The organism is Streptococcus mitis SK1080 (assembly GCF_000220085.1).
In the GTDB taxonomy this organism is placed as follows: Bacteria; Bacillota; Bacilli; order Lactobacillales; family Streptococcaceae; genus Streptococcus; species Streptococcus mitis_K.
Window position 1 is genome coordinate 304826 of the sequence record NZ_AFQV01000023.1, and the last position, 13986, is coordinate 318811.

The 13986-nt window shown below is 39.6% G+C and carries 16 protein-coding genes; 10 read left to right on the plus strand and 6 right to left on the minus strand.

Annotated elements, in window-relative coordinates; genetic code table 11:
- Positions 1–7: 7 nt before the first annotated feature.
- Both HMPREF9957_RS10720 and HMPREF9957_RS10725 read left to right on the plus strand, forming a co-directional pair.
- Positions 8–637: an amino acid ABC transporter ATP-binding protein gene (locus HMPREF9957_RS10720; RefSeq protein ID WP_000891760.1), complete on the plus strand. Its 630-nt coding sequence runs from the start codon at positions 8–10 to the stop codon at positions 635–637.
- Between the two features lie 9 nt (positions 638–646).
- Positions 647–1486: an amino acid ABC transporter substrate-binding protein gene (locus HMPREF9957_RS10725; protein WP_000182490.1), complete on the plus strand. Its 840-nt coding sequence runs from the start codon at positions 647–649 to the stop codon at positions 1484–1486.
- 61 nt (positions 1487–1547) lie between these two features.
- Here HMPREF9957_RS10725 and lysS read toward each other — a convergent pair whose 3' ends face one another.
- The 5 genes from lysS to HMPREF9957_RS10750 all read right to left on the minus strand — a co-directional run bounded on the left by lysS (position 1548) and on the right by HMPREF9957_RS10750 (position 6209).
- Complete coding sequence (gene lysS / locus HMPREF9957_RS10730; protein WP_000102451.1) at positions 1548–3038, minus strand: lysine--tRNA ligase; 1491 nt, start codon at positions 3036–3038, stop codon at positions 1548–1550.
- Positions 3039–3372: 334 nt separating this feature from the next.
- The gene (locus HMPREF9957_RS10735) at positions 3373–3990 is read right to left on the minus strand and encodes a histidine phosphatase family protein (protein ID WP_000780827.1); all 618 of its coding nucleotides are present in this window, start codon (positions 3988–3990) and stop codon (positions 3373–3375) included.
- Positions 3990–4472 carry an aminoacyl-tRNA deacylase gene (locus tag HMPREF9957_RS10740; RefSeq protein WP_001085898.1) on the minus strand — a complete coding sequence of 161 codons (483 nt, stop codon included), beginning with the start codon at positions 4470–4472 and terminating at the stop codon, positions 3990–3992. The genes HMPREF9957_RS10735 and HMPREF9957_RS10740 overlap by 1 nt, the downstream gene beginning before the upstream one ends.
- Positions 4472–5314: a DUF368 domain-containing protein gene (locus HMPREF9957_RS10745; protein ID WP_000954104.1), complete on the minus strand. Its 843-nt coding sequence runs from the start codon at positions 5312–5314 to the stop codon at positions 4472–4474. The genes HMPREF9957_RS10740 and HMPREF9957_RS10745 overlap by 1 nt, the downstream gene beginning before the upstream one ends.
- A gap of 94 nt (positions 5315–5408) precedes the next feature.
- A complete protein-coding gene (locus tag HMPREF9957_RS10750) occupies positions 5409–6209 on the minus strand; it encodes a GH25 family lysozyme (RefSeq protein ID WP_001231220.1) in 801 nt (266 codons plus the stop codon).
- A gap of 144 nt (positions 6210–6353) precedes the next feature.
- Here HMPREF9957_RS10750 and glmU point away from each other — a divergent pair, with 144 nt between their 5' ends.
- The 7 genes from glmU (at position 6354) to HMPREF9957_RS10785 (ending at position 12489) form a co-directional block, all read left to right on the plus strand.
- Entirely contained in the window at positions 6354–7733 is a 1380-nt protein-coding gene (gene glmU, locus HMPREF9957_RS10755; RefSeq protein ID WP_000073744.1) for a bifunctional UDP-N-acetylglucosamine diphosphorylase/glucosamine-1-phosphate N-acetyltransferase GlmU, read from the plus strand.
- A 9-nt stretch (positions 7734–7742) separates the two neighbouring features.
- Positions 7743–8288, plus strand: a complete 546-nt coding sequence (locus tag HMPREF9957_RS10760; protein ID WP_000393816.1) for an NUDIX hydrolase — start codon at positions 7743–7745, stop codon at positions 8286–8288.
- Between the two features lie 11 nt (positions 8289–8299).
- On the plus strand, positions 8300–8611 hold the full coding sequence (gene macP / locus HMPREF9957_RS10765) for a cell wall synthase accessory phosphoprotein MacP (protein WP_000520407.1): 312 nt from the start codon (positions 8300–8302) through the stop codon (positions 8609–8611).
- Between the two features lie 16 nt (positions 8612–8627).
- Positions 8628–9320 carry a 5'-methylthioadenosine/adenosylhomocysteine nucleosidase gene (locus HMPREF9957_RS10770; RefSeq protein ID WP_000689768.1) on the plus strand — a complete coding sequence of 231 codons (693 nt, stop codon included), beginning with the start codon at positions 8628–8630 and terminating at the stop codon, positions 9318–9320.
- 76 nt (positions 9321–9396) lie between these two features.
- A complete protein-coding gene (gene rocS / locus HMPREF9957_RS10775; protein ID WP_000021242.1) occupies positions 9397–9888 on the plus strand; it encodes a chromosome segregation protein RocS in 492 nt (163 codons plus the stop codon).
- Between the two features lie 238 nt (positions 9889–10126).
- Entirely contained in the window at positions 10127–10717 is a 591-nt protein-coding gene (locus HMPREF9957_RS10780; protein ID WP_000440262.1) for a 3'-5' exonuclease, read from the plus strand.
- A gap of 8 nt (positions 10718–10725) precedes the next feature.
- On the plus strand, positions 10726–12489 hold the full coding sequence (locus HMPREF9957_RS10785) for a glycerophosphoryl diester phosphodiesterase membrane domain-containing protein (RefSeq protein WP_000801735.1): 1764 nt from the start codon (positions 10726–10728) through the stop codon (positions 12487–12489).
- A gap of 72 nt (positions 12490–12561) precedes the next feature.
- Here the strand turns inward: HMPREF9957_RS10785 and HMPREF9957_RS10790 are convergent, their stop codons facing one another.
- Positions 12562–12861, minus strand: coding sequence for a YbaB/EbfC family nucleoid-associated protein (locus HMPREF9957_RS10790; RefSeq protein WP_000981521.1), 300 nt, complete (start codon positions 12859–12861; stop codon positions 12562–12564).
- Between the two features lie 560 nt (positions 12862–13421).
- Between HMPREF9957_RS10790 and HMPREF9957_RS12845 the strand changes: the two genes are divergently transcribed.
- Positions 13422–13986 (plus strand): YSIRK-type signal peptide-containing protein (locus tag HMPREF9957_RS12845; RefSeq protein WP_000808573.1); only part of this gene is annotated, 565 nt, incomplete at its 3' end.

Below are 13986 nucleotides of genomic sequence, written 5' to 3' on the forward strand. Positions count from 1 at the left end.
GGTTGCCATGTTAGAATTACGAAATATCAATAAGAAATTTGGAGACAAACAAATCCTGTCTAATTTCAGTCTAAGTATTCCTGAAAAGCAAATCCTGGCAATCGTTGGACCTTCTGGTGGCGGTAAGACAACTCTCTTACGTATGCTTGCGGGTCTTGAAACCATTGATTCTGGGCAAATCTTTTATAATGGACAACCTTTAGAGCTGGATGAATTGCAGAAGCGGAATCTACTGGGATTTGTCTTCCAAGATTTTCAACTGTTCCCTCATTTATCAGTTCTGGACAATTTGACCTTATCGCCTGTGAAGACCATGGGAATGAAGCAGGAAGAGGCTGAGAAGAAGGCGAGTGGACTCTTGGAACAGTTAGGACTAGGAGGACACGCAGATGCCTATCCTTTCTCACTATCTGGTGGGCAAAAGCAGCGAGTGGCTTTGGCGCGTGCTATGATGATTGACCCAGAAATCATTGGCTACGATGAACCAACTTCTGCCCTAGATCCAGAATTGCGCTTGGAAGTGGAAAAACTAATCTTGCAAAATAGGGAACTTGGGATGACCCAGATTGTGGTAACCCACGATTTGCAGTTTGCTGAAAATATCGCAGATCAGATTCTCAAGGTTGAGCCTAAGTAGGAGGTGCCAATGACTAATAAGAAAATTGCTTTGGTATTGGTTTCGCTCCTGACTCTCTTTTTAACAGCTTGTACCCAGAAGGCTAGCGATCCAAAGCAGGATAACTGGAATAAGTATCAAGAGCAAGGCAGTATAACCATTGGTTTTGACAATACCTTTGTACCCATGGGATTTGAAGAAAAGAATGGCCAATATACGGGCTTTGATATTGACTTAGCACAAGCAGTTTCTGAAAAATTAGGTTTTAAGATTCAATTTCAGCCAATCGACTGGGATATGAAGGAAACGGAACTGCAAAATGGAACCATAGATGCCATCTGGAATGGCTATTCTGCCACTGATGAACGCCGAGAGAAGGTTGCCTTTAGCATTCCATATATGGAAAATCAGCAAGTTCTGGTTGCGAAGAAAAGCCAGCAAATTCATTCAGTAGAGGATATGAAGGATAAGACTTTGGGAGCCCAAGCCGGTTCCTCTGGTTATTTAGACTTTGAAGCCCAGCCAGATTTACTGAAAAATCGTGTCAAAGATCAGAAGGCCAATCAGTACCAGAGTTTTAATGAGGCCTTGATTGATTTGAAAAATGACCGGATTGATGCCTTGTTGATTGACCGAGTGTATGCTAATTACTATCTCCAGTCTGAGGGGGTATTAAATGACTACAATGTCTTTTCGGCTGGATTTGAAAGTGAATCCTTTGCAGTCGGAGTTAGACCAGCTGACAAAAGATTACTACAAGCTTTAAACCAAGCCTTTATTGAACTATACCAAGAAGGAAAGTTCCAGGAAATCAGCCAAAAATGGTTTGGAGAAGATGTAGCAACCAAAGAAGTGAAAAGTAGAGATTGAGTTTTTACTCAGTCTTTTTTTGCATCAAAAAATCCTCTGGCAAGAACCAGAGGATAAGAATTTATTTCATTGTTGGGAAGAGCAATACGTCACGGATAGTAGTTGTATCAGTGAGAAGCATGCAGAGACGGTCGATACCGATTCCCAAACCACCTGTTGGAGGCATACCGTATTCAAGAGCCTCAATGTAGTCGTAGTCGATACCTGTCGCTTCATCGTCACCAAGTTCTTTAGCTTTAGCTTGGGCTTCAAAACGGCTAAGTTGATCGATTGGATCGTTGAGCTCAGTAAAGGCATTACCGTACTCCTTAGTCATGATGAAGAGCTCGAAACGGTCAGTAAAGCGTTCGTCTTCAGGATTCTTCTTAGCAAGTGGAGATACAGCTACTGGATGTCCATAGACAAAGGTTGGTTGGATCAAGGTTTCTTCAACAAACTCTTCAAAGAAGGCATTGATAATGTGACCAACTTCAGTGTAGTGTTTCTCAACTGGCACTTTCTTCTCAGCAGCGATAGCTTTAGCTTCTTCCAAAGTCATATCTTGCCAGAAATCTACACCAGTAATTTCTTTGATAGCATCCACCATGTGAACACGTTTAAATGGTTCATTGATCTTGATTTCAGTACCTTGATAGTTAACTGGACCATCACCCTTAACTGATTTAGCAGCGTGTTGGATAATGCCTTCCGTCAAGTCCATGATATCTTGGAAGTCTGCATAAGCTTGGTAAACTTCGATAGAAGTGAACTCAGGGTTATGTGTAGCATCCATTCCTTCGTTACGGAAGATACGGCCAATCTCATAGACACGCTCCATACCACCAACGATAAGGCGTTTTAAGTGAAGCTCAGTTGCGATACGAAGGACCATGTCAATGTTTTGGGCATTGTGGTGGGTGATAAATGGACGGGCAGCAGCACCACCAGCTTCGTTGTGAAGAACAGGTGTTTCCACTTCAAGGAAACCTTTTTGGTCAAGGTAACGACGGATTTCAGAAATGATTTTTGAACGAGTGACAAAACGCTCAAAGCTTTCACGGTTAGAAATCAAGTCAAGGTAACGTTTACGGTAAATGGTTTCAACGTCTGTCAAACCATGGAATTTCTCTGGTAGAGGACGAAGAGCCTTAGACAAGTGTGTGATGTGAGTAGCCTTGATAGAGAGTTCTCCCATATCTGTACGCATCACTTCGCCTTCGACACCAAGGAAGTCACCAAGGTCTGCTTTTTTGAAGATTTCGTAGTTTTCTTCACCGACAGCATCCTTGCGAACGTAGATTTGGATCTGCCCTTCGCGGTCTTGAAGGTGGGCAAAACCTACTTTACCTTTACCACGTTTGGTTACCAAGCGTCCTGCGATAGTAGCTGTTTCGTTTTTATCGTGTAATTGTTCTTTATCGAGGTCAGCATATTTATCTTTTAATTCTTGGGAATTTGCAGTGCGTTCAAAGCGTTTTCCGAAAGGATCGATTCCTTGTTCACGGAGCGCAGCCATTTTTTCACGGCGAACGATCTGCTGGTCATTTAGTTCTTCCATATGTTCTGTAGACATGGGATCCTCCTAGTTTTACTCAAAATTGAATACGATGAGTCATTTTTTGCGATACTCCCATTTTATCATAAATAAGCAAGAAATTCACGAATAATCTTTAAAAACTAAAAAGAACCTGACGCTAATACTCTTCGAAAATTAAATTCAGATCACGTCAACGTCGCCTTGCCGTATGCATGTTCCTGACTTCGTCAGTTCTATCCACAACCTCAAAACAGTGTTTTGAGCTGACTTCGTCAGTTTCATCTACAACCTCAAAGCTGTGCTTTGAGCAGCCTGCGGCTAGTTTCCTAGTTTGCTCTTTGATTTTCATTGAGTATAAAATCAAGTTCTGTTATTGATAGGAAGTATCATTCCAAGTATCGAGAGTGAATGTTTCAAAATCATGGGTTTCTAGAATGGTTAGGCTGGCATTGGCTAGACCGCCATCTTTACGAAGAAGTGGTTCTTTATATCCTAGAAGAGTACGAAGACTGGCAGTAAGATTGGCGCCGTGTCCGACAATTAGAATATGCTCAGCTGGACTGTCTTTGAGTGATTTGATAAATTGGATGGTCCGTTGAGTTGTACTATAGAGGGATTCAGCTCCAAACATTTGAGTGTCAAATTGAGCAAGATTAGATCGGAAAGCTTTGATTTGTTGTGGGTAAATAGCTTCCAAGGTTGCAATTTTCAAACCTTCCAACTTCCCCAGCTGCCATTCGCGGAGATTAGGGACACTTTCTAAAGGACAGGGCGTATGGAGTTGACTTTGGATAATCTCGGCAGATCTGACCGCTCGAGGTAAATCACTTGAATAAATCTGATTAAAAGGAATTTCCTTGAGATATTGGCCAAGTTTTTTGAGAATGTCAATGGATTCAGGAAGAAGGGGAGAATCTCCACTAGCACCTTGAAAGCGTCCTTCTTGGTTCCAGACTGTACGACCGTGGCGGACAAAGTAGAGTTTCATTACTTGCTGTCCTCCAAGATATCTGCAAAGTCGGCCTTTACAAAGCTAGCCAAGTCTTGTGGCGCGACGATAATGCTGTGACCAACTTCACCAGCGGATACAATCATTTGATTCAAGTCTAGGGCGATTTTATCGATAAAAATGGGATAATTGTGTTTCTGACGAATTCCGACAGGATTATTGGCTCCATGAATATAACCTGTTGTCTTTTCCAAGTCCTTTTGTGGAATCATGCTCACTTTTTTATTGCCAGAAATTTTGGCTAGTTTCTTTTCAGACAAGTGTTGAGTGATGGGCACAATTCCGATAATCGGTCCTGTTTTATCTCCCAAAAGCGCCAAGGTTTTGAAAATCTGATCTCGTTCATAACCTTGAGGCAGCTCTCCTTCCAGGGCATTGATTTGAATTCCCTGATGTGGGATGCCTGCTTTCGACAGGATTTGTTCCACCAATGTTTTTTTGATTTTTACTTTTTTTGCCATTATTTATACTTATCCTCCAATTGGCTCATCCAAATACCAAGCCAGATTCCCAGCGCAAAGAAGAAGGCGATGATGACATAACCAACAAGTGAAATACCGGTATATTGGATGCTTTCAGCGTTTCCTGCATTTGGAATCAAGATCAAAAGGGTGCTTGATAGGACGATACCGATGATGAAATGATAGACGCGTGAGTGGTAGTTGTTTAAGGCATAATCCATCAATTTTGAAAAAACGATGAGAGTTGCGCCTGCTCCGATTCCAATCGGGAAGAAGGTTCCCAAGAGGTCAAAGGTTTTAAAACCAGTCAACATAGGAGCATAGAGTCCCAAAATCAAAAGTAGATTTGATGGACTGAGGCCAGGAACCAATACGCCAAGAGCCAGCAGTGCACCTGCTAGGACCAAATTAAGAAAGCTAGCACTTAAGGTTCCAACGACAAAATTTAAGGCATAGAGTCCTAGTCCAGAAATGATAAAGGTTGTCCAGAACCAAGCTAAATCAATCTTGTCTCGGTCAGATTCTCGAGTCGATTCTTTGAGGAGGCTAGGAACTGTACCAATGATGGCACCCGCAAAGCTCCATAAGACAAAGACCTGGTAATTTTCAAGCAGGTATTCAATCGGGTAGGAAAATAAGCCGATTCCCAGAAGTATACCGATTGCAACTGGAATAAAGTACAAAACATTTTCTTTAAAGTCTTTAAAAGGATGAGCCAGAAAGCTAATCATCCGTTCGTAAATGCCTAAGATTGCTGCTAGAACTCCTCCGGAAATTCCCGGTAAGATAAATCCAAGAGCAATCACAATCCCTTTAATAATGCGCGCTAACCATGAGAGCATATAGTTCCTCCAACTATTTCTATTTCAAAAAATCCTTACTATATTGTATCACAATCAAACACAAAAAGAAAAAGCAAATGATAAACAAATGCTTTTAAGGTTTTAAAAAGATTTTTCTAAAGGTTTCTTCTTTGTTTTTTAAGGGAGAGATAACGTTGATATCCAAATCGTGGTCAAAGCCGGCAATTTTTCCTTTAGATGTGTATTGGTGAATATCATAATCTAAGTCAGTTTTAGGACTGCTCTCCAAAAATCCTGAGTTAGAGCCGTAGGACGGAATCCAAACAGAGGTAAACTTGCCTGTATCAATACTATGTTCTTCCATGAAATAGACCCCAACGTAGATTCCGATGTTTTTAGCACCTAGTGATGCTAGTTTTGCTCGAAAGGCTTCAACACCCTCGTTCATATTGGACATGGTTTTGTCTTCTACGTCTAGCCAGTAGTAACTAGGGCTGTAAGGAGAGGCTGCATTGTAGAAAACCTCAGCGGCTTTTTCCATTTCTTGGACACTTTTTCCAGCTACATAAGCGTAGACAGCAACTGGGACATTCCGCTTTTGAAGTTCAGTGATATGACTCTTATAGGCCTTGTCTATTCCATTGATAAAGGAAGCATCATTTTCTTTTGTCGTTTGAGCACCACTGTGAACACGAACAATAGCGCCTGAAATATTTTGTGAGAGGGCGTCGTAGTTGATTTCCTCAGGACGCTGCCAGCCAGAGAGGTCAATAATCGGTTTGTCTAAGTGTTTCAAAGCCTGTGCTTCAATCTGTGCTATATTGGATTTTGTTTTAAACGATTGGTTGTCATTAAGTGGGCGATTGATGATTAAAATGAAAATTATAATCCCAAAAAAACTAAATAAAATAAGTGGATGAATTTGTTTTCTCATATCTCATAATTTTACCCTAAAAATGAAAAAAAATCAAAAAAAATGGGTTAAGGAAAGGACTTTGGAGCATTTTTTCATTCAAGGGCGCGGAATGATTTGAAATATGGTATAATAAAAGGGAATTTCTAGAGAAAAGAGAAGATTATGTCAAATTATGCCATTATTTTAGCAGCGGGTAAAGGGACTCGCATGAAATCTGATTTGCCAAAAGTTTTGCACAAGGTTGCGGGTATTTCTATGTTGGAACATGTTTTCCGTAGTGTGGGAGCTATCCAACCTGAAAAGACAGTCACAGTTGTCGGACACAAGGCGGAATTGGTTGAAGAGGTCTTGGCTGGACAGACAGAATTTGTGACTCAATCTGAACAGTTAGGGACTGGTCATGCAGTTATGATGACAGAGCCTATCCTAGAAGGTTTGTCAGGTCACACCTTGGTCATTGCAGGGGATACTCCTTTAATCACAGGTGAAAGCTTGAAAAACTTGATTGATTTCCACATCAATCATAAAAATGTGGCTACTATCTTGACTGCTGAGACGGATAATCCTTTTGGCTATGGACGAATTGTTCGTAATGACAATGCTGAGGTTCTTCGCATTGTTGAGCAAAAGGATGCCACAGATTTTGAAAAACAAATCAAGGAAATCAACACTGGAACATATGTCTTTGACAACGAGCGTTTGTTTGAGGCTTTGAAAAATATCAATACCAATAATGCTCAAGGAGAATACTATATCACAGATGTCATTGGCATTTTCCGTGAAGCTGGTGAAAAAGTTGGCGCTTATACTTTGAAAGATTTTGATGAAAGTCTTGGGGTAAATGATCGTGTGGCTCTTGCGACAGCTGAGTCGGTTATGCGTCGTCGCATCAATCACCAACATATGGTCAATGGGGTTAGCTTTGTCAACCCAGAAGCAACTTATATTGATATTGATGTTGAGATTGCGCCTGAAGTTCAAATCGAAGCCAATGTTACCTTGAAAGGTCAAACGAAAATTGGTGCTGAGACTGTTTTGACAAATGGAACGTATGTAGTGGATAGCACTATCGGAGCAAGAGCGATTATTACCAATTCTATGATTGAGGAAAGTAGTGTTGCAGACGGTGTAACAGTCGGTCCTTACGCCCACATTCGTCCAGGTTCAAGTATCGCTAGCCAAGCACATATTGGTAACTTTGTTGAGGTGAAAGGGTCTTCTATCGGCGAGAATACTAAGGCTGGTCATTTGACTTATATCGGAAACTGTGAAGTGGGTAGCAAGGTTAATTTCGGTGCTGGAACCATTACAGTCAACTATGACGGCAAAAACAAATACAAGACAGTCATCGGTAACAATGTCTTTGTTGGTTCAAATTCAACCATTATTGCCCCAGTAGAACTTGGTGACAATTCCCTCGTTGGTGCTGGTTCAACTATTACCAAAGACGTGCCAGCGGATGCGATTGCTATTGGTCGCGGTCGTCAGGTCAATAAAGACGAATATGCGACTCGCCTCCCTCATCATCCTAATAATCAGTAGGAGCCTGTCATGGAATTTGAAGAAAAAACGCTTAGCCGAAAAGAAATCTATCAAGGACCAATATTTAAACTGGTCCAAGATCAGGTTGAATTACCAGAAGGCAAGGGAACTGCCCAACGGGATTTGATTTTCCACAATGGAGCTGTCTGTGTTTTAGCAGTAACAGATGAGCAAAAACTCATCTTGGTCAAGCAGTACCGCAAGGCCATCGAGGCTGTCTCTTACGAAATTCCAGCCGGAAAATTAGAAGTAGGAGAAAATACAGACCCTGTAGCAGCTGCTCTTCGTGAATTAGAGGAAGAAACAGCCTATACAGGGAAGTTAGAACTTTTGTATGACTTTTACTCAGCCATTGGATTTTGTAATGAAAAGTTAAAATTATACCTAGCAAGCGATTTGACGAAAGTGGAAAATCCGCGTCCGCAGGATGAGGATGAGACCTTGGAAGTCCTTGAAGTGAGCTTAGAAGAAGCCAAGGAATTGATCCAATCAGGTCATATCTGTGATGCCAAGACAATTATGGCTGTACAGTATTGGGAATTGCACAAAAAATAGAGGAGGTCAGTGTGGGTAAATCTTTATTAACGGATGAAATGATTGAAAGAGCTAATAGAGGCGAAAAAATTTCAGGTCCTCCTTTACTTGATGACGAGGAAACCAAGATTTTACCAACCTCTTCTTCCCGTTTTGGCTATGCCAACCCTAAGGGGCATGGTTTTAGCCAGGAAACCTTGAAGATTCAGGTCGAACCGTCTATTCATAAAAGCCGTCGCATTGAAAATACCAAGAGAAATGTCTTCAATTCTAAATTGAATAAAATCTTATTTGCAGTCATCTTTCTCTTGATTTTGCTTGTCTTAGCAATGAAACTTTTGTAATAGAAAAGGAATTGAAATGAAAATAGGAATTATTGCGGCTATGCCAGAAGAACTGGCGTATCTGGTCCAGCATTTAGACAATGCCCAGGAGCAAGTTGTTTTGGGGAATACCTATCATACAGGAAACCTTGCCTCTCATGAAGTCGTTCTTGTAGAAAGTGGAATTGGTAAGGTCATGTCTGCTATGAGTGTGGCGATTTTGGCTGATCATTTCCAAGTGGATGCAGTGATTAATACGGGATCAGCTGGGGCAGTAGCAGAAGGTATTGCTGTTGGGGATGTCGTGATTGCTGACAAATTAGCCTATCATGATGTGGATGTTACAGCTTTTGGCTATGCTTATGGACAAATGGCGCAACAACCGCTTTATTTCGAATCAGATAAAACCTTTGTTGCCAAAATCCAAGAGAGTTTATCTCAATTGGACCAAAAATGGCATCTTGGTTTGATTGCTACAGGAGATAGTTTTGTTGCAGGAAATGACAAGATAGAAGCGATTAAGTCCCATTTCCCAGATGTTTTAGCTGTGGAGATGGAGGGGGCAGCTATTGCTCAAGCAGCGCATGCCCTTAATCTTCCAGTTTTAGTCATCCGAGCTATGAGTGACAATGCCAACCATGAAGCAAACATCTCTTTTGATGAGTTTATTATCGAAGCTGGACGTCGCTCTGCCCAAGTCTTATTAGCCTTTTTGAAGGCTTTAGATTAAGCGGAAATTTGACAGTTTTTCTAGCTTATGATAAGATTTAAGTAAAGAAAAGCTAGAAAACGTTTCAGAGGATATTATGAGTATTGAAATGACCGTCAGTGAGATTGCAGAGGTCTTAGGATTATCTCGCCAAGCAATCAATAACCGTGTCAAAGAATTACCAGAAGAAGACACAGATAAAAATGACAAAGGGGTAACAGTCGTTACCAGAAGTGGCTTGATTAAGCTAGAAGAAATCTATAAAAAAACGATTTTTGAAGATGAGCCTGTCAGTGAAGATGTCAAGCAACGTGAACTGATGGAGATTCTGGTTGATGAGAAGAATGCAGAAATTCTTCGTCTCTATGAACAATTAAAAGCCAAGGATCGTCAGTTATCAGAAAAAGACGAGCAGATGCGTATCAAAGACCGTCAGATTGCTGAGAAAGACAAACAACTCGATCAGCAACAACAGTTGACCCTTCAAGCTATGAAGGATCAAGAAAATCTTAAGCTAGAGCTGGACCAAGCAAAAGAAGAAGTCCAATCCACTAAGAAAGGCTTTTTTGCTCGTTTATTTGGAGGATAATCAAGGAGCTGTTTAGGTTAAATGCTAACCTGATGGCTTCTTTTATTTCTAAATAGTATAGTTGCTCAATTAATACTCAATGAAAATCAAAGAGCAAACTAGGAAGCTAGTCGCAGGCTGCTCAAAGCACTGCTTTGAGGTTGTAGATAAGACTGACGAAGTCAGTTACATATATCTACGGCAAGGCGAAGCTGACGCGGTTTGAAAGTATAAAATAACAGTATAGGAGAGGTAGAAAATGGAACGATTAGAAGATTACATTGCTTTTGACTTAGAATTTAATCAGCACGAAGGGCAAACACACTTGATTCAAGTATCGGCAGTGCGTTTTAGAGATGGTCGGGAAATCGATTCCTATGACTCTTATGTCCATACTAGTGTGCCTCTAAAGAGTTTTATCAATGGTTTGACAGGGATTACAGCTGAGACCTTAAAAGATGCTCCTCCAGTGGAGGAAGTCATAAAAGAATTCCAAGAGTTTGTGGGTTCTTTACCCATGGTAGGCTACAATGCTGCTAAAAGTGATCTACCTATTTTAGCGGATCATGGTTTAGACTACAGCCAGCAGTATAAGGTGGATTTGTATGATGAAGCTTTTGAACGTCGGAGCTCGGATTTACATGGTATTGCCAATCTTAAATTGCAAACTGTTGCCTCATTTCTTGGATTTCAAGGTCAGTCTCATAATAGCTTAGAGGATGCTCGTATGACGGCGCGTGTTTACGAGTCCTTCCTAGAGTCAGATCAAGCTAGAGAATTGTTAGAAACAGAAAGTAGCCTATCAAACAATCCTTTTGGAGGCTTGGACTTGTCTCAATTATTTGACTAGGAGTGCCTATGAAACCTGAAAAACCTAAAAATCTAGATTTTAAGCAGATATACTTTAATCTAGATAAAATTCTCTTTCTCTTTTTCTTGATATTTATGATGATTGAGTTTGTCTGGTTACCACTTAATTCTTGGATTGCTGGACTTTTACTCCGTCAGACAGGCTATCTCTTTCTTTCCTACAACAATATTTTTGCCATTATAAAGGGTTCTCCCTTTGTTAGTCTTGCTTTATTTATTCTGGTGATTGTTAATTTATTGGTCGCCTATTACCAGATAGGACTTCTCTTTATCGGAGCTCGCCATCTCCTCTATCATGAAAGGAGAACTCTGCTGGAGTACAGTCGCAAGGTCTTTCGTCAAAGTTTCTTGTTTATGAAGCAAGTGACGATTTCAAAAATGGCCTTTATTTTCTTTTATGTCATGATGCTCTTTCCATTGATTCGAAAGATTTTAAAGATTTACTACCTAAATAAAATTGTCATTCCGGACTTTATCGTTGATTATGTGGAAGACAAGTATTGGCTAGTAGGTATAGTGGTTACTATTCTGGCTTTACTTCTATTTTACATTTCAGTTCGTTTCATGTTTGCCCTACCTCAGCTTTTATTTGAGAAGAAGACAGTCAAAGAGGCAGTCAGATACAGTCTAGAGAAGACAAGAAAGCACTCCTGGTTTTATACTTGGAACTTGCTTTGGATTATCGTCAAAACCTATCTATTTTTCATTCTTCTCTTGATTCCAATCTTAGCAAGTCAGGCACTGATGGATGGTATGACCCATAAGGAATCTCTTGTGCTGGGAATTATCAACTTTGTCTTGATTAAGAATTTCCACTATATGGCCTTGACTTACTTTCTCATTAAGTTTGTTTCCTTTTTGACAGGGGAGGAACTAGAAATCACTCCAAGGAGAAAGAAAGACCACTGGATGAGATGGGGAGTGATGGGCTGTGCCGGCATCTTTTTCGCTCTTGAGGGGTATGTCTATTTGGAAGCTCCAGTTGCACATAAACCTTTAGTTATCTCTCATCGCGGTGTTTCAGATAAAAATGGTGTTCAAAATACTGTCCAATCACTAGAAAAAACCGCTCAGTTATCTCCAGATTTCGTTGAGACAGATGTTCAGGAAACAAAAGATGGGCAGTTTGTCATGATGCATGATGCCAATATCAAGAATCTGACAGGAGTTAATGCCAATCCTCAGGATTTAACCTTGGAAGAATTAACCAAACTCGATATTTCAGAAAATGGCTATCATAGCAAGGTATCTAGTTTTGATGACTATCTCAATAAAGCCAATGAATTGCATCAAAAACTCCTCATTGAAATTAAAACCAGTCGAAAAGATAGCCCAGATATGATGAAACGTTTTATGGAAAAATATGGAACTGTTCTTAAGCAGAATGGTCACCAAATGCAATCCTTGGACTACCATGTGATTGACCAGGTGTTGGCCTATGACTCACAAATTCCAGTCTATTTCATCCTACCTTATAATAGTATTTTTCCAAGAACCAAGGCTACAGGTTATACCATGGAGTATTCAACTTTAGATGAAAATTTTGTCAACAAGCTTTGGAATACGGATCAGAAATTGTACGTTTGGACCATCAATAGTTCAGAGTCCTTTGATAAATCTGTTCAGTTAGGAGCAGATGGCATGATAACAGATGACTTGGAAATGATTCAAGAGCAGGTTACCATTGCCCAAGAAGACCCAGAGTATACTGAATTGCTTTTCAAACAGGCTATGGAATTCTTTAATTTTTAGTAAGCAAAAAGAGGAACAATTGTTCCTCCTACGATAGGCAAGTATTCTCTGGAATGCTTGTTTTTCTTATGCTTAGAATGGTAATTTTCCAGCGAAAGCACCCAATTTTTTCTTGGTAGTTTCATCGATTTGTTCAAGAGCAGAGTTGATGGCCTGAACGGTCATATCAGAAAGAGTTTCAAGGTCTTCTGGGTCAACAACAGCTGGATTGAAGTCAATGCTGATAACTTTCTTATCTCCAGCCAAGGTCGCTTGAACAAGGTCTTGAGCAGATTTGCCAACAAATTGCATAGCAGCAAGTTCTGCTTGGCTTTGTTCCATTTGTTTTTGAAGTTTTTGTGCTTGGCGCATCATGTTTTGCATGTTCATCATAAGATTTCTAAAATTCCTTTCATATCAAGGGTTAATTCCCTTATATTTTTTAAATAGTGAGTAGATTGTGTCTTGCAACTACTTTACCGTGTAGTTTAATAGCTCCAAGTACATACTACATTGTACCATTTTTTTGCAATATAGTCTTTCATTTATCTCATATATGAAAGTCAGATAAAGTTTATCACTAAGAAAAGATAAAGAATAGGTTTAAGCGAGATTGCTTAAATGGAGCATCTACCAATTGTCATCAAAATGTAAAAATTCTAAAAATATCCGACAATATGTTAAATTTTAAAAAAAGAGCTACAAACCTTATAGTATAAGGTTTGTGCATATATATATATATATATATAATTTATTTATTTGTAGGAGGAAAGCAGTTTGCAAAAAATATAGTAAATTTGATATAATAGATTGGAAAACTATAAAAATATGAGACTTCTTATTCCTAGAAAGATAATAGGAGGTCCATTTTCCTGCTTTTTAAAGAAGTAAACAAGTGTAGATTCACTATATAGTCTTGAGCTATTTAGAACAGGATAGAAAGAAAGGTAACAATGAAACAATTTAAATTTAATGAGCGCCAGCGTTTCTCGATTCGCAAATTTTCAATTGGTGCTGCCTCTGTCTTATTAGGGTCAGTCTTTTTTGCAGTTAGTTCAGTTGAAGATGTACGAGCAGCTGAACAAAGTCAAAATGTAGTGAGTGTGAATGATAATAAACAAACTCCTAATCCTCTTATACCGAGCAACTCATCTACTACTGGAGTGTCTACTAAAGAAGCTAATACTTCAGTTTCTGCTCCAAATGTTGAGAATAAACCAGAGGGAAATCTGGTAGGGAGTTCACAAAATCCTCAAGAGTTAGAGCCGGTTGTTTCAACTATTTTAGATTCAAATGAGAGAAAATTAGCTTTATCAAAACTAATAGAAGAAATTGATGGGAAATTTACTAACGGGAAATATGCTTCTAAAACAGAAGAAAGTGTAAACCAATTAAAGACAACTTTAGAAGAAGCAAGATCAGTTTTAAGTAATGCGACAACAGAAAGTGAATTAACACAAGCGCATAGTAAATTAGTTACAGCAACAACTCAACTGAAGACAAAACCAAAAGAAAAAA